Source organism: Acidovorax sp. SDU_ACID1 (assembly GCF_045291395.1).
In the GTDB taxonomy this organism is placed as follows: Bacteria; Pseudomonadota; Gammaproteobacteria; order Burkholderiales; family Burkholderiaceae_C; genus MR-S7.
This window is the reverse complement of sequence record NZ_CP152342.1, coordinates 873,979-897,500: the sequence shown is the minus strand read 5'-3', so window position 1 is coordinate 897,500 and position 23,522 is coordinate 873,979. Positions and strand designations below refer to the sequence as shown.

Genomic DNA, 23,522 nt, shown 5'->3' with positions numbered 1-23,522 from the left:
CACCCGATCAAAGACGCCACTTTTCGAGCAATTTGTCAGGCGTCAGGCTGTCGTAGCCTTCGAAAGGCTGGTGGATCCAGGGGTTTGTGGGCAGGAATTCGACCGAGTAGTCTGGAGTGAAGGTGGACAAGCCCTTGGTCCAGATCACGGCGCTGCGCAGCTCCGTGATGGGCTGGTAGTTGGTCTTGAGCATCGCGATCACGGCATTCAGAGTGTGTCCAGAGTCCGCCAAGTCATCCACGAGCAGCACCCGCCCCGCGATTTCCCCATTCGGCGTGGTGATGAAGCGCGCAATGTCCAGATGGCCCTGCACCGTGCCCGCCTCGGCCCGGTAGGAACTGGTGGACATGATGGCCAGAGGCTTGTCGAAGATGCGGCTCAGGATGTCGCCCGGTCGCAGCCCCCCACGTGCCAGGCACAGGATCGTGTCGAACTCCCAGCCGGACTGGTGCACCTTCAGTGCCAGTTTCTCGATAAGGTTGTGGTACTCGTCGTAGCTTACGTAGAGGTGCTTGCCATCTTCTGTCAGCATTGGATACTCCTATTTTTATAGCTTCCAGCGCTTGACACACAAGCGCTCAATGCCAAAATCGTTCAATTTCCGGCGTAAGGGTGCCGCATCAGGATGGTGTGATCGCGATCCGGACTGGTGGAGATCATGGCGATGGGCACGCCCGTCACTTCCTCGATGCGCTCCAAGTACTTGCGGGCGTTCGCCGGCAAGGCGTCATACTGCGTCACCCCCACTGTGGACTGGGTCCAACCCGGCAGTTTTTCATAGACGGGCTTGCAGCGGGCGATTTCTTCCGCCCCCATGGGCAGCAAATCGATGCGCTCGCCATCCAGTTCGTAGGCGGTGCACAGCGACAACTCTTCCAGCCCATCCAGGACATCCAGCTTGGTGATACACAGGCCCGACAAGCCGTTGACCTGGGCGCTGCGCTTGAGGAGCGCCGCATCGAACCAGCCGCAACGGCGGCTCCGCCCGGTCGTCACACCCTTCTCAGCCCCGACGGTGCTCATGTGATAGCCCGGCGTTCCGGGCTTCTCCCATTCCAGTTCCGTCGGGAAAGGGCCACCGCCGACACGCGTGCAATACGCCTTGGTGATACCCAGGATGTAGTGCAGCATGCCCGGCCCCACGCCAGAACCTGCCGCCGCATTGCCGGCAACGCAGTTGCTGGAGGTCACATAGGGATAGGTGCCGTGGTCCACATCCAGCAGCGTGCCCTGGGCCCCTTCGAAGAGCAGGTTAGCACCTGCCCCATGCGCCTCATTCAGCTCACGCGACACGTCGGCCATCATGGGCCTGAGCATCTCGGCATGGCGCATGGCTTCTTCGAACACCGCCTCGAACTGCACCAGGCCATCCTGGATATAGGGCTTGAGGGCATCGCCGAATTGAAAACCGGCCGAACCCAGGAAGGTGGTCAGCACATGGTTGTGCAGCGCCAGCAGTTCGCGCAGCTTGGCAGCGAAACGCTCCGGATTCTTGAGGTCCTGCACGCGCAAAGCGCGGCGGGCGATCTTGTCCTCGTATGCGGGGCCAATACCGCGGCCGGTGGTGCCGATCTTCTCGGTGCCACCTTGCTCGCGTGCCGCTTCGCGCGCAACATCCAAAGCCGCGTGGAATGGCAGGATCAGGGGACAGGCCTCGCTGATGCGCAGGCGCGAGCGGACTTCTACGCCAGCTTTTTCCAGCCCCTCGATTTCTTCGAACAATTTGCCAGCCGACAGAACGACGCCATTGCCGATGTAGCACTTCACGCCGGGACGCATGATGCCGCTGGGGATCAGGTGCAGCGCCGTCTTGACGCCATTGATGACCAGCGTATGCCCCGCGTTGTGGCCACCCTGGAAGCGCACGACACCTTGCGCGCTCTCGGTCAGCCAGTCCACCAGCTTGCCCTTGCCCTCGTCACCCCATTGGGTACCGACCACGACGACGTTACGCCCCTTGCTTGCTTTCATGTCAAACCCGATTCAAATGCTGAAGAAATCTCAAATGGCCCGGACGACCCAGCGGCCGCCCATGTGAACCAGTTCACGGTCGCAGTGGAACTCATCCACCTCGCTGCCATGTCCCGGCAGCATGCACACCACGGTCTCGCCTTGCTGACGCAGGGCGGCGATTGCGGCGTGGACATCATCGGTCTCCCCCAGGGAGCACGGATAGCGGCCCTCAAGGGACGCGGAGACACCACGCTCACCAGTTGCTTGACGTCCAGCAGGCTGAAGCCGACGGCGGGACGGTTGCGCCCGAACACGGCACCGACTTCGTCATAGCGCCCCCCACGCACCAGTGCATCGCTGGCCCCTTGAGCGTAGACGGCGAAACGTGCACCGCTGTAGTAGGAATACCCGCGCAGGTCGGCCAGGTCGAAAGTGACCCTGGCACCCTGGATACGTGCCGCGATGGTTCTCAAATCCGATAGCGCCTGCCGCATGCCTGCATTGGGCTGGAGTCGCTTTTCGGCCTCATCCAACACCGCGGCATCGCCATACAGCTGGAGCAGCGCCATCAGGCCGTCGCGCGATGCAGCCGGGAAATCCTTGGTCAGGCACGCCAATTCGCTCGCGTCTTTGGCAGCCAGTGCCGCATGCACGCGGCTGAGCGCCTGCAGTCCCACCGGCAGCCCTGCGAGCAGGCTGCTAACGATACGCACATCGGCCAAGTCCACGCTGATGTCCTGCACATTCGCGCTGCGCAGGCATTCCAGGGAGAGCTGCACCGCCTCGATGTCGGCCTCGATGCCGGCATGGCCATAGATCTCCGCACCGAATTGCAGCGGTTCGCGCGTGGCATGGGGGCGGTCGGGCCGGGTGTGCATGACGGGGCCGCAATAGCACAGCCGCGTCACACCACGGCGGTTCAGCAGGTGCGCATCGATGCGCGCTACCTGCTGCGTGGTATCGGCCCGCAGGCCCAGGGAACGCCCGGAGAGCTGGTCGACCAGCTTGAAGGTCTGCAAGTCCAGGGCTTCTCCCGTGCCGGTCAGCAGCGAGTCGAGATGCTCCAGGAGCGGCGGCATGACCAACTCGTATCCATAGCTGCGCGCCGTATCGAGCAGCCCTCGGCGAAGTTCTTCGATGTGCCGGGCCTCGGAGGGCAAGACATCGGCAATGTGATCCGGCAGGACCCAGGCAGACATGGGAGGGGTAGGCTGTTAAAAACGTGATTCTACCGGCAGGGGTGTCCATGCATTCCAGGAGCACCCAGACGCTAGAGCATCGCCAGGGCAATGGCTCCGATCGCTATGCTCAGCAGGCCGCAGAAACGGATCTGCCCATCGCGCAGTTGCAGCATCTGCATGAACATGCGCCGCCAGCCGGCCGGTGATACGAAGGGCAATGCCCCTTCGATCACCAGCACCAGGGCCAACGCGGGCCAGAGGCTATCCATCCACTCCATGGCTAGGCGCCAGCGGCCGACCGGACAGGCTATTGGCGTGCGCCCGCACCCGGGGCCGCGCCCCGAAAGGCCTTGAAGAAATCGGACGAGGACGGGTCCACGACCATCACGTCGCTCCTGCGGTTGAAGCTCGACTTGTAAGCCTCGAGACTGCGGTAGAACTGGGCGAACTGGGGATCGCGCCCAAAGGCTTCCGCATAGACTCGCGCCGCTTCCGCATCGCCGTCACCCTTGAGCTTCTGGGCATCGCGGTAGGCGTTGGCGATGGTGATCTCGCGCTGGCGGTCCGCGTCAGCACGGATCTTTTCACCTTCTGCCGCGCCCGTGGAGCGCAATTCGTTCGCCACGCGCTTGCGCTCGGCTTCCATGCGCCGGTAGACCGACTCCGTGATCGCCTCCACATAGTCGACACGGGTGATGCGCACATCCACGACGTCCACGCCCCAGGGCTTGGCACCGCGCACGGCCTCCAGCACTTCGCGCTTCACATCCGACATGAGCGCATCGCGCTTGAGCGACAGCAATTCCTTGACCGTGCGGCGGTTGACCTCCTCCTGGAACGCATTGCGCACCACGCGGTTCAACTGCAGCGCGCCTGCGCTCTCGTCGAGGCCCACGTTCCGGATGTACTCGGACGGATCGCTGATACGCCAGCGCACGTACCAGTCGATGACCACGCGCTGCTTTTCCGCCGTCAGCATCGACTCCGTATCGGAGCTGTCGAGGGTCAGCAGGCGCTTGTCGATGTAGCGGACGTTCTGGAACGGCGGCGGCAGCTTGAAATTCAACCCCGGCTCCGTGATCACTTCCTTGATCTGACCCAGCGCGTACACCACGCCGAATTGCCTTTGGTCCACCACGAACACCATGGAGCTCAGCAGCGCCAAAACCACCAGAAGGGTCGATGCAATAAATCCGATTCTGTTCACATCGCTCTCCTATCGAGACTCGCGGTCACGCGTGCGGCTGGTATCGCGGGCACGCGAATCCCCTGGAAAAGTCGAGGCAGCAGGCGGCAGGCTCGAACTGGTGGCCGGCGGCGATTCAAGCGCTGCTCCAGGCACCGGTGTCTGCGAAACGCTTTGCATGATCTTGTCCAGAGGCAGGTAGAGCAGGTTCGACCCCTGACGCGACTCCACCAATACCTTGGTGACGTTGCTGTAGATCTGCTGCATGGACTCCAGGTACATGCGGTCGCGCGTGACCTGAGGTGCCTTCTGGTATTCCGCCAGGACCGCGCTGAATCGCTGCGTGTCACCTTGCGCCTGCGCCACGATCCGCGCCTTGTAGGCGGCTGCTTCCTCAATGAGGCGAGACGCCGAACCCACGGCGCGCGGAACGACGTCGTTGGCATAGGCCTGCGCCTCGTTCTTCGTGCGCTCGCGCTCCTGGCCGGCTTTCAGCACATCGTCGAATGCAGCCTGCACCTGTTCCGGAGGTCGCACGCCGCCTTGCTGCAGGTTGATGCCCACCACTTCGACTCCGACCTTGTAGCGGTCCAGGATGGTCTGCATGAGGGTGCGCACGCGCGGAGCGATCTGGTCGCGCTCCTCGGCCAGCGCTGTATCCATCCGCATCTTGCCAACGACTTCCCGTACCGACGTTTCTGCGGCCTGGACCACGGCATCGGCCGGGTTGCGGCTTTCGAACAGCCAGGCACGGGCATCGTTCAGCCGGTATTGCACGGCGAACTTGATCTCGACGATGTTCTCGTCCTCGGTCAGCATCGCGGATTCGCGCAGCCCCGTACTCTTGATGATGCTGTCGCGGCCCACATCCGCCGAGCGGATCTGGGTGACGAACACGAGCTCATGGCGCTGGATGGGATACGGAAGCCGCCAGTTGAAGCCGGCGTTCACCGTGCTCTTGTACTTGCCGAATTGCGTGATGACGGCCTGCTGGCCTTCCTGGACGATGAAGAAGCCCGTGCCCAGCCATATGAGCACCGCCACCGCAGCGATGAGTCCGACGCCGACGCCCGCATTCTTCATGTCGGGCTGAAAGCCGCCACCACCGCCGCCCGAGGCGCCCCCCAGCCGCCGCTACCGCGGCCACCGAACAGGCTGCCGAGCTTGCGGTTGAGGTCTCGCCACAGTTCGTCCAGGTCCGGCGGCTGCCCGCCAGGCCCCGGATCCCGGTTCCTTCCTCCTTGCGGAGGCTCCGTGGGCGGGCGCTCAGGGTCCGGCTTCTGGCCACTCTCCCCCTTGCTGTCGCCCCGCCCCCAGCGCGGATCGTTGAGATTGAACATCCCCCGGATGCGCGCAGGCAGCAGGGCCCAGCGGGAGGTACGATGGTGAAGATTCATGCGCAAGGTCTTTGCTATTCTGAAGACGTAGGAACAGCTGGCATTGTGCCCAATCAGTCGGAAGGGGCCGGTAATTCAGCAGTCCCATTTGGGGTCATCACATCTTGCGATGCAGCCTGGACCATGGACGCCAGTTGCTCCCGCAAGGCGGCCAAGCCATCACCTTGTCGCGCACTGACGAAAATGCGGGGCACTTGCCGCCCATCCAATTCATACACATCCTGCACAGCGACAGGCCGCACATCTGCAGGCATGGCATCCAGCTTGTTGAACACCAGGATCTGCGGAATGTCCGAAGCGCCGATCTCTGCCAGCACATGCTGCACCTGCGCTATCTGCTCGGGATACCCGGGATTCGCCGCATCCACCACATGCAAAAGCAGGTCCGCGTCCACGGCCTCCTGCAACGTGGCCTGGAAGGCATCCACCAGACCGTGCGGGAGGTCGCGGATGAAGCCCACGGTGTCGGACAGAGACACGGAGCCGGCCAGTTCTCCCAGGTAGAGCTGGCGCGTCGTCGTATCCAGGGTGGCGAACAGCTGGTCGGCGGCATAGGCGCGCGCCTTCACCAGAGCGTTGAACAAGGTGGATTTGCCCGCGTTGGTGTAACCCACCAGGGAGATGTTGAAGATATCGCGCCGCTCACGCTGCTTGCGCTGGGTGGCGCGCTGCCGCTTCACCTTCACGAGCCGCTCCCTCGTGCGCTTGATGGCTTCGCCGATCATGCGCCGGTCCAGTTCGATCTGGGTTTCACCGGGGCCTCCCCGTGTGCCGATGCCCCCGCGCTGGCGCTCCAGGTGGGACCAGCGCCGGACGAGGCGGGTGCTGAGATACTGCAGGCGCGCAAGCTCCACCTGCAGCTTGCCTTCGTGGCTGCGGGCGCGCTGCGCGAAGATTTCGAGGATCAGCAATGTCCTGTCGTTGACAGGCAGTTGCAGATACCGCTCCAGGTTGCGCTGCTGCGCCGGGCTCAGCGCCTGGTCGAAAAGCACCTCCTTCGCGCCATGCATCTGCGCCAGGGTGCGGATCTCGTCCGCCTTGCCACTTCCGACGAAAAGAGCGGCATCGGGCGCCTTGCGTTTGCAAGTCAAGCGCGCAACAGGCGCCAAGCCGGCGGTTTGCGCCAACAAACCCAGCTCTTCCAGTTCGGCATCGAAGTGAGGAGCACCAAAATCCACGCCGACCAGCAAGACCGGCGCGGATGGTGTGTCAGGGGTGTCGTGGAAACCCAAGGCTGCATGTCCTTGAATACGAAGCGCGCAGGCGCTCCCGGCGCAGCCTCAGGCAAAAAGGCAAGGGCTTACTGGCCGTCGCCGTCACTCGGTTCGGCGGTGGAGAAATTGACGGCCCTGCCCGGCACGATGGTGGAGATGGCGTGCTTGTAGACCATCTGCGTCACGGTATTGCGCAGCAGCACGACATACTGGTCGAAAGATTCGATCTGGCCTTGGAGCTTGATGCCGTTCACCAGGTAGATGGACACCGGGACATGCTCGCGGCGCAGCGCGTTCAGGAACGGATCTTGAAGAAGTTGGCCTTTATTGCTCACGATATTCTCCGTGTTCAAGAATGTTGTTGTAAACCAGCACCTTACCACAGCCCAAGTGCCCTGCGCCGTTCAGGGACTAGAAACCGCCCTGCTGAGGATCAGGAATCGTTCTTGTCCGCGTAAGGGTTCTTCGACGTCTTCATTTCGATGCGCAACGGCGTTCCCACCAGATCGAATTCCTTGCGGAAACGCCCTTCCAGGAAGCGCTTGTAGGCATCGGTGACGTGCTCCAGCGAGTTGCCATGGATCACGATGACCGGCGGGTTCATGCCGCCCTGGTGGGCATAGCGCAGCTTGGGGCGGAACATGCCCGAGCGCTGGGGGCTCTGGAACTGGACCGACTCCAGCAGCAGCCGCGTCAGCACTGGCGTGGGCATCTTGCAGATAGCGGCCTTGTAGGCCTGCACGATGGACGCCCACAGCGGCCCGATGCCCTGGCGCTTCTTGGCCGAGATGAAATGCAGGGAAGCGAACTTGAGGAACGACAGCCGCGACTCGATCGAGCGCTCCAACTGCTGGCGCCCATATTCGTCCACGGCATCCCACTTGTTGACGGCGATCACCACGGCGCGGCCGCTCTCCAGGATGTAGCCCGCGATGTGGGCGTCCTGGTCCGTCACACCTTGCGTGGCATCCAGCAGCAGCAGCACCACGTTGGCGGATTCGATCGCCTGCAGGGTCTTGACGACGGAGAACTTCTCGATCGCCTCGAACACCTTGCCTTTGCGGCGCAAGCCGGCCGTGTCGATCAGCTCGAACTTCTGCCCGTGCCGCTCGAAGGGCACCGAGATCGCATCGCGCGTGGTGCCCGGCATGTCGAACGCGACCAGACGCTCCTCGCCCAGCCAGGTGTTGATCAGCGTGGATTTGCCCACGTTGGGCCGCCCCGCCACGGCCAGGCGGATCACATTCTTCTCGGCCTCGTCCGCTGCGTCCTCTTCCGGAAGCGCCAGTGGTTCCAGCGCCATTTCCACGAGGCTGCGGATGCCCTGCCCGTGCGCCGCAGAGACAGGATGCACCTCTCCCAGCCCCAGTTCATAGAACTCGGCCAGCAACGCACTGTCCTGCATGCCCTCCGCCTTGTTGCCCACCAGCACGCAGGGCTTGCCCAGGCGGCGCAGGTAGTTGGCGATGTCGTGGTCCTGCGCGGAAACGCCCGCGCGTACGTCCACCACGAAGACCACCACGTCCGCCTCGGCCACGGCCTGCTGCGTCTGCTTGGCCATCTCGCGGTAGATGCCGCTGGAGGCATCGGGCTCGAAGCCTCCGGTGTCGATGACGATGTATTCGTGCTTGCCCAGCCTGCCGTTGCCGTAGTGGCGATCACGGGTGAGGCCGGCGAAGTCGGCCACGATGGCATCGCGCGACTTGGTCAGGCGGTTGAACAGGGTGGATTTGCCCACATTGGGCCGCCCCACCAGAGCGATGACTGGCTTCATTCCCGTTCCAATCAGTCAGGACGGAAGCCGTAGACGCCGCCATTGCGCGTCACGACCACGAGGGTATCCCCCGCCACCACGGGCGTGGCCGCGATGGCAGAGCCATCCGTCGTCAGGCGGTTCAAGGGCGCTGCATCCTCGCGGGACAGCAGGTGGACCAGCCCGGTGCTGTCGCCGATCACGACAGAACGCCCCAGCAGCAAGGGTGCGGTCAGATCACGGTACTGCAGCCGCTCCGACGACCAGGCGCGCGAGCCATCGGCCCGGCGCCACGCGATGACGGTGCCGTTGCTTTCCGTGCCGAACAGCAGGGTGTCGTCGCCATGGATGCCCTCGCTGCCGTTGGCCGGCTGCGTCCAGGCCACCGCGCCGCGCGCCGCGTTGACGCAGCCCACCGTGGCCTGGAAGGCCCGCGCACAGATGCTGTCGCCGACACGGCTGGTCGGGCCCACGATTTCCACGAGCCGCTCGACATCGTTGGTGCCCCGCGGACTGGCCAGCGGTGCTTCCCACCGCACGACACCGTTGTCCGGATTGAAGCCCACCAGGCGGCCCGACAGCCCGGCGACCAGCGTGTCGCCCACCGCCATCAGGACGCCGCCCTGGCGCAGGATCAGGGGCTCGCCGGGGCGCTGCTGGGTCCAGAGCCGGTACCCCGTGGCCGCATCGAAGGCGGAAAGCGACCGGTCGGCCGCCAGCACGAACACGCGGTTGCCGGCCACCAGGGGAGCAGTGTAGGCCTGCGCAGGCAGCGGCTTGCGCCAGATTTCCCGCCCGCCGTCGAGCACGACGACCTGGCCGCTTTGGGTCGTCACCGCAGTCCACCGGCCATCGCTGCCCACGCCCGATGCCAGGGGAGTGTTCAGGCGCGCCCGCCAGATGTCGCCACCGGTGCGGGCATCCAGCGCCGCCACCTCGCCGCCGGCGGATGCCAGGGTGATGGTGCTGCCCAGGACGTGCACGTCCACCTGCACACCCGACAGCGAGCCGACTTTGGCCGTCCAGGCCTGCCGCACAGGCAGCACGGGCACGTTGGGGCCCAGTTCCTTGGGCTTGGGCTTGGAAGAGCCGCCCCACAGCGAGCAGCCACCGATGCCCACCAGCGCCGTCAATGCGACGGCCATGGCCAGCGGCCGCGCGGTTTGAAAAACGTGTCTCACGCAGCGCTCCCAGGCTGTGCCGCGGCCGCGGCATCCACGCGCGCGCCCAGGGCGTTCAATTTGGCTTCCACCAGGAGGCGGTACTCCGCCCGCTCATCCAGCGCCTGGTAGGCGCGGCGGTATTCCACGACGGCTTCCGGCTTCTTGTCCTGAAGGGCGAACACATCGCCCTTGCGGTCCGCCACCATGGCGGCGAACTCGACCGGGAAGCTGCCCGACAGCTGGGCCAGCGCATCGTCATAGGCCTTTTCCTCTACCAGGACTCCGGCCAGGCGCAGCTTGCCCAGCGCCCTGTAGCCCTCGTCGGCGGCCTTCTCGGCCACCCAGGCCAGCACGGGCTTCGCGGCATCCCACTTGCCTGCGTCGGCCAGGGCCTTCGCGGCCACCAGACCCGCCTGCCCCGCCTGGGCCGTGCCGGCATAGCCCGACTTCAGGTCGCCGAAGGCCTGCTCCACACGCACCAGGTCACCAGACTGGGCCGCCGCTTCCACGGCTTCCGCTAGCGCCGCGGCCTGCTGCGCCTGGCGTCCCTGCCAGAACTGGTAACCGTTCCAGGCGGCCAAGCCGCCCATGATGACGATCAGCACCCAAGTGATGAGCGTGCCCCAGGTGTTCCAGAAATGCTTGATCTGGTCGAGTTGTTCTTGTTCCTGGAGGTCGAAGTGATTTGCCATGTTGCGGTTCCGTTCAGCGCAGGGATTGTAGGGTGCCCGCCCAGGCGGGAATATCGGCCAGCAGGCGTTCCAACTGCTCGCCCTCCTGGCGTAGCGGCTTGACGGTCACGCTGCCGCGCGCCAGTTCGTCGGGACCGAAGATCAGCGCATGCCGGCTGCCGCTGGCATCGGCTTTCTTGAACTGCGACTTCATGCTGCCCATGCCTTCAGTGCCTGCCGCCGGACTGTGCATCTGCACGGACACGCCCTGGGCGCGCAGGCGCTGCAGCGCGGCCATCACCGCCGGCAGGGATGCAGCGTCGGGAACGATGGCATAGGCGTCGGGCGCCACCGCGGGCGAAGGCACTTCCTGCTCCTTGAGCAGCTCCAGCACCCGCTCCACGCCCAGCGCCCAGCCCACCGCCGGCGCCGGTTTGCCGCCCACCTGCTCGATCAGGTAGTCGTAGCGACCGCCGCCGCAGATCGTGCCCTGCGAGCCCAGCTGGTCCGTCACGAACTCGAAGACCGTGAGGTTGTAGTAGTCCATGCCGCGCACCAGCCTGGGGTTGAGGCTCCAGGCCACGCCGTTGGCATCCAGGATGGCCTTGACGGTGTCGAAGTGCCGCAGCGACTCGGCGCCGAGGAAGTCGATCAGCTTGGGCGCCGCCTCGACGATGTCCTGCATCGCCGGGTTCTTGGTGTCCAGGATGCGCAGGGGGTTGCTGTGCAGACGCCTGCGCGCGTCCTCGTCCAGCGCGTCCTGGTGGCGCTCGAAATGCGCGATCAGCGCGGCGCGGTGCGCCTTGCGCTCGTCGGGCTGGCCCAGGCTGTTGAGCTCCAGGCGCACGTTCTGCAAGCCGAGTTCGGCCCACAGCGCCTGCGCCAGCAGGATGATTTCCGCATCCGCCTCGGCACCGGGAAAGCCCAGGGCCTCCGCGCCGATCTGGTGGAACTGCCGGTAGCGCCCGCGCTGCGGCCGCTCGTGGCGGAACATGGGGCCCATGTAGTAGAGGCGCTTGCCGCCGTCGTAGAGCATGGAATGCTCGACCACGGCCCGCACGACACCCGCCGTGGCCTCGGGGCGCAGCGTCAGCTGCTCGCCGTTGAGGCGGTCCTCGAAGGAATACATCTCCTTCTCGACGATGTCGGTCACCTCGCCCAGCCCGCGCACGAACAGGGGCGTGGGCTCCACGATGGGGGTACGGATGTTGCGGTACGCATAGCGCGCCATGAGCGAGCGCACCGTGCCCTCCAGCCACTCCCAGCGCGCGGAGTCCGGCGGGAGGATGTCGTTCATGCCCTTGATGGCAACCAGCTTCTGCATCTTATCCTGTGGAACTTGGAAAATATGAGTCGAATTGGCTTCTAGCGCTTATCCAGCAAGCGCGAGCAGCTATTATTTTTGAATCGCATCGGCCACGGGCGCCGCGCCGCCGAAGCGCCGGGCGATGTAGCCGTCGACGATGTCCTGGAACTCCCGGGCGATGTTGTCGCCGCGCAGGGTCAGGGCCTTCTCGCCGTCGATGAACACGGGGGCCGCGGGCGCCTCGCCCGTGCCCGGCAGGCTGATGCCGATGTCGGCATGCTTGCTCTCGCCCGGGCCGTTGACGATGCAGCCCATGACGGCCACCTTGATCTTCTCGACACCCGGATAGCGCACGCGCCACACGGGCATCTGCGCGCGCAGGTAGTCGTCGATCTGCTTGGCGAGTTCCTGGAACGTGGTGCTGGTGGTGCGCCCGCAGCCGGGGCAGGCCGTCACGCTGGGCACGAACACGCGCAGGCCCAGGGCCTGCAGGATCTCGGAGGCGACCACCACCTCCTGCGTGCGCGCCTCCCCGGGCTGGGGCGTGAGCGATACGCGGATGGTGTCGCCGATGCCCTCCTGCAGCAGGATGGACAGGGCCGTCGTGGAGGCCACGACCCCCTTGGTGCCCATGCCCGCCTCCGTCAGCCCCAGGTGCAGCGCGTAGTCGCAACGGCGCGCGAGTTCGCGGTAGACCGCGATGAGGTCCTGCACGCCGCTCACCTTGCACGACAAGATGATCTGGTCGCCCTTGAGCCCCATCTGCTCCGCGCGCCGCGCGGATTCGATGGCGGAGGTGATGAGCGCCTCGTACATGACCTGGCGCGCATCCCAGGGCTGGGCGCGCTTGCTGTTGGCGTCCATCAGCCCGGCGAGCAGTTCCTGGTCCAGGCTGCCCCAGTTGACGCCGATGCGCACGGCCTTGTCCCAGCGCATGGCAGCATCGATCATCTGGCCGAACTGCTTGTCGCGCTTGTCGCCTTTGCCGACGTTGCCGGGGTTGATGCGGTACTTGGACAGCGCCTGCGCGCAGTCGGGGAATTCCGTCAGCAGGCGGTGGCCGTTGTAGTGGAAGTCACCCACCAGGGGCACCGTCTCGCCCATGCGGTCGAGTTGCTCGCGGATGTAGGGCACGGCCGCGGCCGCCTCGGGCGTGTTCACCGTGATGCGCACCAGCTCGGAGCCGGCCTGCGCCAGCTCCTTGATCTGGATGGCCGTGCCGATGGCATCCACCGTATCCGTGTTGGTCATGGACTGCACGCGCACCGGCGCGTCGCCGCCCACGGTAACGACGCGCTCGCCCCAGGCGATCTTCGCCTGCCGGGAGCGGCGCGGCAGCGGAGCCGCCATGGCGATGGGCATGGCCGTACTGGAGCCAGTCATTTACTTCACCTCGAAACGCGCCACGTTCTCACGCGCGACGGTACTGAGATCCATGGGCTTGCCACGCACGATCACGTCCGTGGCATCCGCCCTGCCGATCACCACCGACCAGGGGGGCGTCCCCGTCGCGGCAATACTCTCCCCTGCCTCCAGCGTCTTCTGGGCCAGCACGGCCCCGGAAGCGCTGCGGATCTGTATCCACGAGGACTCGCGGGCACGGATGACCAGCGCCCCGTCGGTCTGCGGCGCAGCCGCGCTGGCAGCCGCAGCGGGAGCTGCCGCCGGCTCCGATGCTGCCACCTGCGGCTCTGCGGCGGGAGCGCCGACCTGCGGCGCAGCCGGAGGCTCCATGGGTTGAACGGCAGCAGAGGCAGCCAATGCCAGGGGCTGCGCCTCGGCGACGGCAGGCTCTGCCTGCGCCTGCTGCGGCGCGGCGCTCGCCGCCGGGGCATCGTCTGCGCCCCGCGGCAGGAGCGCGATGGCCATGGCCGCCGCCAGCAGCAGCACCACGGCAATGCTCATCAAGCGCGGCTTGGGCGCTTCCATGCTGCCGCGCCCGAGCCGCACGCCTTCGTCCTTGAAGGATGCGTTGATTCCCTTGTCCGCCTTCAGCCGCGTGGGCTCGCTCTGCGGCAACAGCGCCAGCACGGGCGCCGCATCGACCTTCAGCGTGCGGCACACGCTGGATGCAAGGGCCCGCATGAAGACCGCGTCGGAAAACACGTCATGGCGGTCCGCCTCCAAGGCTTCCAGCTTGCTCACCGGCACCTTCAGCGTGACCGCCAAGGCAGCGATATGGACGCCTGCCGCCTCCCGCATCTGTGTCAGCAATTGGCCCGCAGACAGGTGTGCGGCGGCCTCTGCCTGCGCCCCGACCGGCTCATTCATCGAATGCCCCTCTCTCGAATGCAAGAGCCTCTTTGGACTGCGGGAAGCGCTTGCGCAGTTGGTCACCCAGCTGGCGCATCGCTACGAACTCCCGCAATGCCCGCTCCACTTTGATGCCGAGCCACAAGGACCCGGCATTGGAAAACTCGCCGTTGTTGACGCGGCGGATGTAGAACTGCGCGCGCTTGGCGTCGCCGCGCGCGAAGATGACCGAAGCGAGGTGGTAGCCTGCCACGGGGTTGCCCGGATCGATCTCGTAGGCATGGAGCAGCGCCTGCTCCGCCTCGGCGGCCCGTCCGAGCGCTGGTAGCACAGCCCCTGCGACAGGTAGGTCTTGCCGCGGGCCGCGTAGCCCGGCGTGGCCAGGGCGCGCTCGAACCACTGGTTGGCCTGCTCGTACTGCTGTTTCTGGCACTGCAGCCAGCCATAGTTGTGCAGGATGTCCGGATCGGCCGGCTTCATGGCGTGGGCGCGCTTCAGATTGTCCTCGGCCTGGGAGAGGTCGCCCATTCCCAGGTACGCCAGGCCGCGCAGATGGTAGGCATCGCCATACGAAGGATCGGCGGTCAGGGCCTGGCGGATTTCTTCCAGAGCCACGCTGGTCTGCCCCATCTGCAGGTAGTTGGCCGCCAGTTCCAGCCGGATCCGCGCACGCCTGCGCGCGTCGGTCTCGTCCGAAGCGCCCGTGCTGCTTGCCGACGATGCGCCTGCATCGAGGCCACCGGCCTGGTGGGCGCAGCCCAGCAGCAGCATGCCGGCCATGAACGCACTCGCGGCCCACAGGCATCGGCCGCCCCGTCTCATTCCCCACGCCGTCATGAATAGTCTCCCCTCGATGAAAAGCACACCGTCAGGTGATGGGCTTGAGCTCGATGGTCCGGAGCTTGGCCATGCGCTCCGACACCTTCGTCCGGTCCTTCACGTCCCCGGCCAACTGGCCGCACGCCGCATCGATGTCGTCGCCGCGCGTCTTGCGCACCGTAGTCACGATACCCGCGTCGCTCAGTATCTTGGCGAAAGCCGACACGCGCGCCACGGAAGAGCGGCGCAGGCCCGACGCGGGAAACGGGTTGAAGGGAATCAGGTTGAACTTGCAGGAAACCCCGTGCGCCGTCTTCGGGTCCACGAGGGCGATCAACTGGGCCGCATGCTCGGGCTGGTCGTTGACTCCGTCCAGCATGCAGTATTCGAACGTGATGAAGTCGCGCGGCGCATGGTCGAGGTAGCGCCGGCACGCCGCCAGCAGTTCCTCCAGGGGATATTTGCGGTTCAGCGGCACCAGCGAATCACGCAGGGCGTCGTTGGACGCATGCAGGGAGACAGCCAGCGCCACGGGGCAATCCTGCGCCAGGCGGTCCATCATGGGCACCACGCCGGAGGTGGACACCGTCACGCGGCGCCGCGAAAGGCCATAGCCATGGTCGTCGAGCATGATGCGCAACGCAGGCACCAGGGCCGAGTAGTTCTGCAGCGGCTCGCCCATGCCCATCATCACGACATTGGAGATCACGCGCTCGCCATGGCCCTGGCGCTGGCGCAGCGCGTGCTCGGCATACCAGAGCTGGGCGATGATTTCGCCGGTGGTGAGATTGCGGCTGAAGCCCTGGTGCCCCGTCGAGCAGAAGCGACATCCCACGGCGCACCCTGCCTGCGAAGAAATGCACAGGGTACCCCGGTCGTCCTCGGGGATGAAGACGGTCTCCACCGCGTTGCCGCCTCCCACGTCGAACAGCCACTTGATGGTGCCGTCGGCAGACACATGCTCGCTGATCACGGGCAGGCCCGTCACATGGGCGCAGCCCTTGAGCTTCTCGCGCAAGGACTTGGCCAGGTCGCTCATCTGGTCGAAGCTGCTCGCTCCGCGCTGATGGACCCAGCGGAACAACTGGGTGGCCCGAAAGCGCTTTTCCCCCAGCCGCTCGCAAAAAGCGGCCATCCCATCCAGGTCGAAGTCCAGAAGGTTCGTGGTCATGGCGCTATCGGTCATTCACCCCCATCCGTGCGTTCCAGGTGCCGGGCCGCCGGCCTTGCGCCTGGAACCACTGCATCAGCGTGCGTAGACGTTCAGGGCGGGGAAGAAGAAGGCCACTTCGACCTGTGCGGTCTCTGCGGCGTCGGAGCCGTGCACGGCGTTGGCATCGATGCTGTCCGCGAAGTCGGCGCGGATGGTACCGGGAGCGGCCTTCTTGGGGTCGGTAGCGCCCATGAGTTCGCGGTTCTTCAGGATGGCGTTCTCGCCTTCCAGCACCTGGATCATCACCGGGCCGGAGATCATGAAGTCCACCAGGTCCTTGAAGAAGGGACGCTCCTTGTGCACGGCGTAGAACTGCTCGGCTTCGGCGCGCGAGAGATGGGCCATGCGGGCGGCGGCGATCTTCAGGCCGGCGGCCTCGAAACGGGCGTAGATCTGGCCGATCACGTTCTTGGCGACGGCGTCGGGCTTGATGATGGAAAGGGTGCGTTCGATAGCCATGTTGATTTTCCTCTGTAGGTATTGCGGTGTTTTTTCACCCGGCAGGCAGGCCCGGCAGGCAAAACATGGGATTTTAGCTTTTCGCCAATCCCCTACCGGCCGCCGCGGCGTGGTCCGCCATTGCGCTGGCGCTGCTGCGTGCGCTGCCGGGAAAAGCTGTCTGCGCCGATATAGCCGACCGAGGTCCTCATGGGGTCCGGCTGCGACGGCCCCGACGAACGGCCCCCGCGCTGGGCGGCGGGCTTGCCGCGGCCGCCCCCGGCCGCAGGGCCCGTATCCATGCGGTTGCGGGCGCCGCCGCCCCGGCGGTCATTCTTCGGCCCGGGACCACGGCCTGGCGCCCCGCCCTTGCCAGGGCCGGCGGGTGCGATGCCCACGGCCTGCATCAAGGCGCGGATGTCGCGCTCGTCCAGTTCCAGCCAGGCCCCGCGCTTGAGGCCGCGCGGCAGCATCATGGCGCCGTAGCGGATGCGGATCAGGCGGCTCACGGCATGCCCCACCGATTCGAACATGCGCCGCACCTCACGGTTGCGCCCCTCGGAAATCGTAACCCGGTACCAGCAGTTGACGCCTTCGCCACCGCCCTCCTCGATGGAGCCAAAGGAGGCTACGCCATCCTCCAGCGCCACGCCGTCGAGCAGCCGCTGTTTCTCTTCACTGCTCAGGGCGCCCAGCACCCGCACGGCATATTCGCGTTCCAGGCCGAAGCGCGGATGCATCAGCTTGTTGGCCAGCTCGCCGGAGCTGGTGAACAGCAACAGCCCTTCGGTGTTCAGGTCCAGACGCCCCACGGACTGCCATTTGCCCTGCGTCAGCCGCGGCAGCTTGCGGAACACCGTGGGACGGTTCTGCGGATCGTCGTGCGTGACGACTTCGCCCACCGGCTTGTGGTAGGCCAGCACCCGCACCGGAGGCGGCGCGATACGGAAGCGGATGGGCTTGCCGTTGACCTTGATCTGGTCGCCATACTGCACGCGCTGTCCGATATGGGCCGGCTCGTTGTTCACGGAGATGCGCCCCTCCAGGATGAGCTGCTCCATCTCCAGGCGCGAGCCCATGCCGGCCTGCGCCAGCACCTTGTGCAGCTTGGGTGTTTCGACCTGCGGCTGCAGCACGCGCTTGGGCGGCGCCAGCTTGGCGTCGGCGTCGTCTTCATCCAGCCGGCCGGACACCACGTCGTCGAAACGGTAGCCATCGTCGCGCGAAGCGTCTCCCGTACGCTGGGCTGGCTTGGCCTCGGCTTCCAGGGCATGGCCCTCCTGGGACGCAGGCTCTCCCATGGGAGCACCCTCAGCGGCAGTGTCCACAGCCTGCGGTGCCGCGTCCTGTGTCTTGGCGGGCTTGCGCGTGCGCGGCCTGCGCGCCTTCGGCGCATCGCTCCCCGGCCCGGCGGCCGGAACGTCGTTGGAATCGTTCATGGTTCATTTCCTGCGGCACCCACCTGGGTGCCGTCGTCATCATGCGCGCCTGCCTCATCAGGCGGCGCGCCCTCGTCATTCGTGGAGCCGCCTTCTTCCGCTGTTTCCAACGGCGGCTCCTGCTGTTGCGCCCCCTCCTCGGGCGGCGCGCCCAAAGCCTCGAACATGCTGGCCTGCACACCAGGGTCTTCCAGCGTGGGCAACTGGTCCAGCGATTGCAGCCCCAGGTCGTCCAGGAACTGCCGCGTCGTGGCAAACAGCGCCGGGCGGCCCACCGTCTCGCGGTGTCCGATCACTTCGACCCAGCCGCGGTCCTCCAGTTGCTTGATGATCAGGCTGTTGACCGTGACACCCCGTATGTCTTCGATGTCCCCGCGCGTCACGGGCTGGCGGTAGGCGATGATGGCAAGGGTCTCCAGCGCTGCGCGGGTATAGCGCGGCGGCTTTTCCGGATGCAGCCGGTCCAGGTACTCCCGCATCTCGGGCCGGCTCTGAAAACGCCAGCCCGTGGCCACCTGCACCAGTTCCACCCCGCGCAATGCCCAGTCCTGCTGAAGCTCGAGCAGCAGCGTCTTGACCGTATCCGATCCCAGCGCGTCATCGAACAGGGTTCGCAGTTCGCGGATCGAGACGGGCTGCGGGGCACAGATCAACGCGGTTTCTAGAACCCGTTTGGCATCCACCGTATTCATGGTCCAGCAGTTCCGGGTAAGGTGCCGCGCGCCGAGACGGGCACATGCCAGGGATTGGAGAGCATCTTGCGGCGCGGAATGCAGCGAACGGCATCGCACCTTGTCATCAGCGCCGGCATGAAGTGCCGCCAGGCGCCCACGGCAGAACAGCCGTCACTGCGGATTGTAGCGCAGCCCCCAGGAACCGAGCGCCTGCTGCATGTCGCCGGGCAAGGGTGCGCGGAACTCCATCGCCCGGCCCGTCACCGGATGCGTGAACGCCAGGCGGAAGGCATGCAGCGCCTGGCGGTGCAGTCCGCCCCCCTCGTTGCCGCCATACAAGGCATCCGCCACCAGCGGATGACGGATCAAGGCCATGTGCACCCGGATCTGGTGCGTGCGGCCGGTGTGCAGCGTGCATCGGACCAGGCACACCTCCTGCGAGTCATCCAGCAGGTCGATATCTGTGCGCGCCTCCTTGCCCGGGTGGGTATGCAGGTCCACCACCGCCATGCGCAAGCGGTTGCGCGGGTCGCGGCCTATCGGCGCCTGCACGCTGCGGTGCGCCGGCCCCGACCATCCCCCCAGCCGAGCGCGAGGTACTGGCGGCTGACCTCGCGCGCCGCGATCATGCGCACCAGGGCATCCATGGCTGCGCGGCTGCGCGCCACCACCATGAGGCCGCTGGTGTCCTTGTCCAGGCGGTGCACGATGCCCGCGCGCGGGACATGCATTGCCTGCGGGTCCCAGCCGAGCAGGCCGTTGAGCAGCGTGCCGCTCCAATTGCCTGGCGCCGGGTGCACCACCAGCCCCGCCGGCTTGTTGACCACGAGCAGGTGTTCGTCTTCGTGCACCACGTCCAGCGGCAGCGTCTCGGGCTTGAACGCCTGGCTTTGCTGCGTGGGGCGCATCTCCACGGCGATGCCATCCCCCGCCTTCGCCTTGAGCGCAGGCTTGGCCGCAACCTGGCCGTTGAGCCGCACCAGCCCCTGTGCAAGCAATTGCTGCAGATAGCTGCGCGAGAACTCGGGAACGAGGTCGGCCAGCGCCTTGTCCAGGCGAACGCCGTGCTGCTCCGCAGGCACGACCAGCGCGCGCAGCTCCGTCTCTGCCGCACCCGGTAAATCGCGTTCCTCTTCGTCCTCGGACCAGGTCTGCCCGCCTTCGGCCACGGGCGCGCCTTAGCGGGAAGGCAGGTAGCGCGCGGGGTCCACCGGCTTGCCCTGGCGGCGGATCTCGAAGTGCAGCTTCACGCGGTCGGCATCGGTGCTGCCCATCTCCGCGATCTTCTGGCCCCGGCGCACGTTCTGGTCTTCCTTGACCAGCAGGGTCTGGTTGTGGGCGTAGGCCGTTAGGTAGGTGTTGTTGTGCTTGAGGATGACCAGGTTGCCATAGCCTCGCAGCCCCGCGCCCGCATACACGACACGGCCGTCGGCAGCGGCCAGCACGGGGTCCCCCGCCTTGCCGCCAATGTCGAACCCCTTGTTGCGCGCCTCGTCGAAGCCGGCGATCAGGCTACCCGACGAGGGCCAGATGAAGCCGATGTCGTCCGCGCCAGAAGCCGCCACGGCCGGGGCCGGCGTGGCGGGTGCCGCGACAGGTGCGGGAGCAGCAACCGGCGCGGAGGCGGCAGGCTTGGGCGTGCTGGCCGCCGATGCCGGGGCCACGGTAACCGACGCCACCGGGCGGGTGACCACGCCCGTATCGGAAGCGACGGCCGTAGCGGTCGTCGCAGCGACGGGCGGCACCACCCTCAGCACCTGTCCCACCTCGATCAGGTTGGCGTTTTCCAGGTTGTTCCAGCGGGCGATGTCTTTCCAGCTCTGCCCACTCTCCAGGCCGATGCGAATCAGTGTATCCCCCGGCTTGACGGTGTAGTAGCCGGGCTTGCCGGCGTTTTCCGCACCCGGCAGGAGTTTGACTTCAGGGGCCGGGGTCGCCGCCACAGGCTGGCTGCCCGAGCTGCCCGCGGCATAGGTGCCGCGGTCCTCGACCGGCGCCCTGTTCACCGGAGTGCCGCAGCCCGCCAGCAAGCCGCCGACCAGCACTGCACAACCCCAAGCCACAAGACCACGCGATACGAACATAAGCAATTCCTTCAGGCAATCCCTGATTTTAGAGGGACGAAATGCACGGCCTCGAGCACGCTTTGCTTCAAACCCTGCGGGGTTTTGTCAACAACGAGCAACACCTGCCGCCCGCCCCCCCTGCCAGGGGCGCCACCAGGCGGCCGCCCATGGCCAATTGGTCGCACCACTGCTGCGGCAGGTTCTCGCCGCCGGCGGCTGAGATGATGCCCGCATAGGGTGCCCCGGCGGCGTACCCCAGCATGCCGTCGCCCAGGATCAGGTGCACATTCGCCAGGCGCAACGGCCGCAGGTAGTCCCGTGCCTTTTCATGCAACCCACGCAGCCGCTCGATGGTATACACCTCGCGCGCCAGACGGGCCAGCACGGCGGCCTGGTAGCCGCAGCCGGTGCCGATTTCCAGCACGCGCCCCAGCCCGCCGCCCGCCCGCGAGCACTCGGCGCCCAGCAGCAGTTCGGTCATGCGCGCCACCACGCTGGGCTTGGAAATGGTCTGCCCCAGGCCGATCGGCAGGCTCGTGTCTTCGTAGGCCTGGTTCACCAGCGCGGTATCGACGAAACGATGGCGCTCCACGGTGCCCATGGCCTGCAGCACCGGTGCCGCCGTGATGCCCGACGCCGCCAGCCGCTGCACCATGCGCGCACGCACCGCGGCCGAATCGAGGCCCAGGCCCTGCGGCACGGGAGCCGGCGCAGCGGCGCCTCGCCCGGCACGCGTCGGAGACGCCGCCGCAGGCGCCGACGGCCCTTGCCGGCCATCGAGGCGCGCCGGGAATCCGGGCCTGCGCTGCATCACGGCACCCTGTCCGCCTGGGGCACCAGCCGCGCGGCCGTTTGTGCCCAATAGCCCAGGCTGTCGTGGTCGGTCAGGTCCACCTTCAGGGGCGTCATGGACACGTGGCCCATCGCCGTGGCATGGAAATCGGTGCCCTCGGCGGCATCCTTGGCCTCGCCCGCGCCGCCGATCCAGTACATCACCTCGCCGCGCGGGCTCTGCTGCTCGATCACCCGCTGCGCGGCATGGCGCCGCCCCAGGCGGCACAGCCGCAGCGGGCGCAGCGCCTCGCAGGGCATGTTGGGGATGTTCACGTTGAGCAGCCATGGCGCTTCGCCCACCAGCTTGTGCGCCTGCATCTGCTCGACGATCTCGCGCGCCTTGCGCGCGGCGGACTCGATCTCGCCCCAGCCCTTATCCACCTGCGAGAACGCGATGGCGGGAATGCCGAAGAGATAGCCCTCCATGGCGGCGCCCACCGTGCCGGAATAGATGGTGTCGTCGCCCATGTTGGCGCCGTTGTTGATGCCCGAGACCACGAGGTCGGGCCGGTAGCCCAGCAGGCCCGTGAGCGCGATGTGCACGCAGTCGGCCGGGGTACCGTTCACGTAGCGGAAGCCGTTGGGCGCCTGGTGCACGTACAGCGGGGAATGCAGGGTCAGCGCGTTGGACTTGGCACTGTTGTTGTGTTCGGGAGCGACCACCTCCACGTCGGCGACGGTCTTGAGGGCATCATGCAGCGCCACGATACCGGGCGCCTGGTAGCCATCATCGTTGGAAATGAGGATCTTCATGGTCACGGTGCTGCGATGGGGCGCATTGTAGGTGCGCCGCCCGCGCAGGCGGGCCGTCGCTCAAGGGACAAAGCGCCCCGCGGCGCGCGCCCTATCATGCGCCCCAGCCATTTCCATGACACGACAGGAGACCCTTCCATGCACGCCTGGCTTTGCACCCACCCCACCGGAGCCGAGGCCCTGACCTGGACCGAGATGCCCACGCCCACGCCCAAGGCTGGCGAGGTGCTGATCGAGATCCACGCCGCCAGCCTCAATTTCCCCGACCTGCTGATCGTGCAGAACAAGTACCAGATCAAGCCGCCGCTGCCCTTCGTGCCCGGCTCGGAATACGCGGGCGTGGTGCAGGCCGTCGGCGAGGGCGTGAGCCACCTGCGCCCCGGCCAGGGCGTGGCCTGTCTGACGGGCACGGGCGGTTTCGCCACCCACGCCATCGCCCCTGCAAAGCTGTGCATCCCGCTGCCCGAAGACTTCTCGCACGTGGATGCAGCGGCCTTCATCATGACCTACGCCACGTCGTACCACGCGCTGATCGACCGCGCCCGGCTGCAGGCGGGCGAGACGGTGCTGGTGCTGGGTGCGGCCGGCGGCGTGGGCACGGCTGCTATCCAGATCGCCAAGGCGGCCGGCGCACGCGTGATCGCCGCCGCCTCGACCGACGAGAAGTGCGACCTGTGCCTGCAGGTCGGCGCGGACGCAGTCATCAACTATGCCAGCGAGAACCTGCGCGAGGCCGTCAAGGCCCTTTCGGACGGCAAAGGCCCCGACGTGGTCTACGACCCCGTGGGCGGCGACCTGGCCGAACCCGCCTTCCGCTCCATCGCCTGGCGCGGGCGCTACCTGGTGATCGGCTTCGCCTCGGGGCCCATCCCCGCGCTGCCGCTGAACCTGCCCCTGCTCAAGGGCGCCTCCATCGTCGGCGTGTTCTGGGGCGAATTCGCCAAGCGCGAGCCGCAGGCCAACGCCGCGATGATGGGCGAGTTGGTGCGCTGGTATGCCCAGGGCAAGATCAAGCCCGTGATCGACCGCACCATGCCCATGTCGCAATTGCACGGCGCCTATGCGCACATGGCGTCCCGTGCTGTCAAGGGCAAGCTGGTGCTGGTGAACTGACGCGCTGTGGCGTTGCAACGCGGCGCCCATGCGGCGCGGCGCGCGCTACCCAAGGCCGCAACGCTCTGTCACACTTGGCCGTATCTCCTCGCCAGC

Annotated in this window: 19 protein-coding genes and 5 pseudogenes; 1 reads left to right on the top strand and 23 read right to left on the bottom strand. The window is 66.4% G+C overall.

From position 1 onward, the window contains the following. Window positions 1-7: 7 nt before the first annotated feature. The 23 genes and pseudogenes from AAG689_RS04350 to surE form a co-directional block, all read right to left on the bottom strand. Window positions 8-532 carry a phosphoribosyltransferase gene (locus AAG689_RS04350; RefSeq protein ID WP_406624894.1) on the bottom strand — a complete coding sequence of 175 codons (525 nt, stop codon included), beginning with the start codon at window positions 530-532 and terminating at the stop codon, window positions 8-10. A gap of 62 nt (window positions 533-594) precedes the next feature. After that, a complete protein-coding gene (locus AAG689_RS04345; RefSeq protein ID WP_406624893.1) occupies window positions 595-1,971 on the bottom strand; it encodes an adenylosuccinate synthase in 1,377 nt (458 codons plus the stop codon). Window positions 1,972-2,001: 30 nt separating this feature from the next. Further along, a pseudogene (locus AAG689_RS04340) lies at window positions 2,002-3,152 on the bottom strand (ATP phosphoribosyltransferase regulatory subunit). 71 nt (window positions 3,153-3,223) lie between these two features. Then, the gene (locus tag AAG689_RS04335; RefSeq protein ID WP_406624892.1) at window positions 3,224-3,412 is read right to left on the bottom strand and encodes a DUF2065 domain-containing protein; all 189 of its coding nucleotides are present in this window, start codon (window positions 3,410-3,412) and stop codon (window positions 3,224-3,226) included. Between the two features lie 29 nt (window positions 3,413-3,441). Beyond that, entirely contained in the window at window positions 3,442-4,341 is a 900-nt protein-coding gene (gene hflC / locus AAG689_RS04330; RefSeq protein WP_406624891.1) for a protease modulator HflC, read from the bottom strand. 9 nt (window positions 4,342-4,350) lie between these two features. Then, window positions 4,351-5,717, bottom strand: a pseudogene (hflK, locus tag AAG689_RS04325) (FtsH protease activity modulator HflK). A 53-nt stretch (window positions 5,718-5,770) separates the two neighbouring features. Next, a complete protein-coding gene (gene hflX / locus AAG689_RS04320) occupies window positions 5,771-6,949 on the bottom strand; it encodes a GTPase HflX (protein WP_406624890.1) in 1,179 nt (392 codons plus the stop codon). Between the two features lie 68 nt (window positions 6,950-7,017). Next, window positions 7,018-7,266: an RNA chaperone Hfq gene (hfq, locus tag AAG689_RS04315; RefSeq protein ID WP_024001903.1), complete on the bottom strand. Its 249-nt coding sequence runs from the start codon at window positions 7,264-7,266 to the stop codon at window positions 7,018-7,020. Window positions 7,267-7,364: 98 nt separating this feature from the next. Next, window positions 7,365-8,705, bottom strand: coding sequence for a ribosome biogenesis GTPase Der (der, locus tag AAG689_RS04310; RefSeq protein WP_406624889.1), 1,341 nt, complete (start codon window positions 8,703-8,705; stop codon window positions 7,365-7,367). An 11-nt stretch (window positions 8,706-8,716) separates the two neighbouring features. Beyond that, window positions 8,717-9,829 carry an outer membrane protein assembly factor BamB gene (gene bamB, locus AAG689_RS04305; protein ID WP_406626288.1) on the bottom strand — a complete coding sequence of 371 codons (1,113 nt, stop codon included), beginning with the start codon at window positions 9,827-9,829 and terminating at the stop codon, window positions 8,717-8,719. A 32-nt stretch (window positions 9,830-9,861) separates the two neighbouring features. Continuing rightward, window positions 9,862-10,539, bottom strand: a complete 678-nt coding sequence (locus tag AAG689_RS04300) for a YfgM family protein (RefSeq protein WP_406624888.1) — start codon at window positions 10,537-10,539, stop codon at window positions 9,862-9,864. A gap of 13 nt (window positions 10,540-10,552) precedes the next feature. Further along, a complete protein-coding gene (gene hisS, locus AAG689_RS04295) occupies window positions 10,553-11,842 on the bottom strand; it encodes a histidine--tRNA ligase (RefSeq protein ID WP_406624887.1) in 1,290 nt (429 codons plus the stop codon). A gap of 72 nt (window positions 11,843-11,914) precedes the next feature. Further along, window positions 11,915-13,207 (bottom strand): flavodoxin-dependent (E)-4-hydroxy-3-methylbut-2-enyl-diphosphate synthase, encoded by a 1,293-nt coding sequence (gene ispG, locus AAG689_RS04290; protein WP_406624886.1) that lies wholly within the window; start codon window positions 13,205-13,207, stop codon window positions 11,915-11,917. Continuing rightward, the gene (locus AAG689_RS04285; RefSeq protein ID WP_406624885.1) at window positions 13,208-14,095 is read right to left on the bottom strand and encodes a helix-turn-helix domain-containing protein; all 888 of its coding nucleotides are present in this window, start codon (window positions 14,093-14,095) and stop codon (window positions 13,208-13,210) included. It abuts the gene before it with no gap. Next, window positions 14,088-14,899 (bottom strand): annotated as a pseudogene (gene pilW / locus AAG689_RS04280) (type IV pilus biogenesis/stability protein PilW). The gene AAG689_RS04285 and the pseudogene pilW overlap by 8 nt, the downstream one beginning before the upstream one ends. Window positions 14,900-14,945: 46 nt before the next feature. Beyond that, on the bottom strand, window positions 14,946-16,067 hold the full coding sequence (gene rlmN / locus AAG689_RS04275) for a 23S rRNA (adenine(2503)-C(2))-methyltransferase RlmN (protein ID WP_406624884.1): 1,122 nt from the start codon (window positions 16,065-16,067) through the stop codon (window positions 14,946-14,948). Between the two features lie 75 nt (window positions 16,068-16,142). Further along, the gene (gene ndk, locus AAG689_RS04270; RefSeq protein WP_020229735.1) at window positions 16,143-16,568 is read right to left on the bottom strand and encodes a nucleoside-diphosphate kinase; all 426 of its coding nucleotides are present in this window, start codon (window positions 16,566-16,568) and stop codon (window positions 16,143-16,145) included. Window positions 16,569-16,660: 92 nt separating this feature from the next. Further along, window positions 16,661-17,986: a pseudouridine synthase gene (locus AAG689_RS04265; protein WP_406624883.1), complete on the bottom strand. Its 1,326-nt coding sequence runs from the start codon at window positions 17,984-17,986 to the stop codon at window positions 16,661-16,663. Then, window positions 17,983-18,678, bottom strand: coding sequence for an SMC-Scp complex subunit ScpB (gene scpB, locus AAG689_RS04260; protein ID WP_406624882.1), 696 nt, complete (start codon window positions 18,676-18,678; stop codon window positions 17,983-17,985). The genes AAG689_RS04265 and scpB overlap by 4 nt, the downstream gene beginning before the upstream one ends. 153 nt (window positions 18,679-18,831) lie before the next feature. Further along, a pseudogene (locus tag AAG689_RS04255) lies at window positions 18,832-19,829 on the bottom strand (RluA family pseudouridine synthase). Window positions 19,830-19,838: 9 nt separating this feature from the next. After that, the gene (locus AAG689_RS04250) at window positions 19,839-20,744 is read right to left on the bottom strand and encodes a peptidoglycan DD-metalloendopeptidase family protein (protein ID WP_406624881.1); all 906 of its coding nucleotides are present in this window, start codon (window positions 20,742-20,744) and stop codon (window positions 19,839-19,841) included. Window positions 20,745-20,755: 11 nt separating this feature from the next. Next, window positions 20,756-21,537: pseudogene (locus tag AAG689_RS04245) on the bottom strand (protein-L-isoaspartate(D-aspartate) O-methyltransferase). Further along, entirely contained in the window at window positions 21,537-22,313 is a 777-nt protein-coding gene (surE, locus tag AAG689_RS04240) for a 5'/3'-nucleotidase SurE (protein WP_406624880.1), read from the bottom strand. Before surE ends, AAG689_RS04245 begins: the two are co-directional and overlap by 1 nt. A gap of 138 nt (window positions 22,314-22,451) precedes the next feature. On the opposite strand from surE, the gene AAG689_RS04235 reads away from it, so the two are divergent. Beyond that, window positions 22,452-23,426, top strand: a complete 975-nt coding sequence (locus AAG689_RS04235) for an NADPH:quinone oxidoreductase family protein (RefSeq protein WP_406624879.1) — start codon at window positions 22,452-22,454, stop codon at window positions 23,424-23,426. Window positions 23,427-23,522 lie beyond the last annotated feature (96 nt).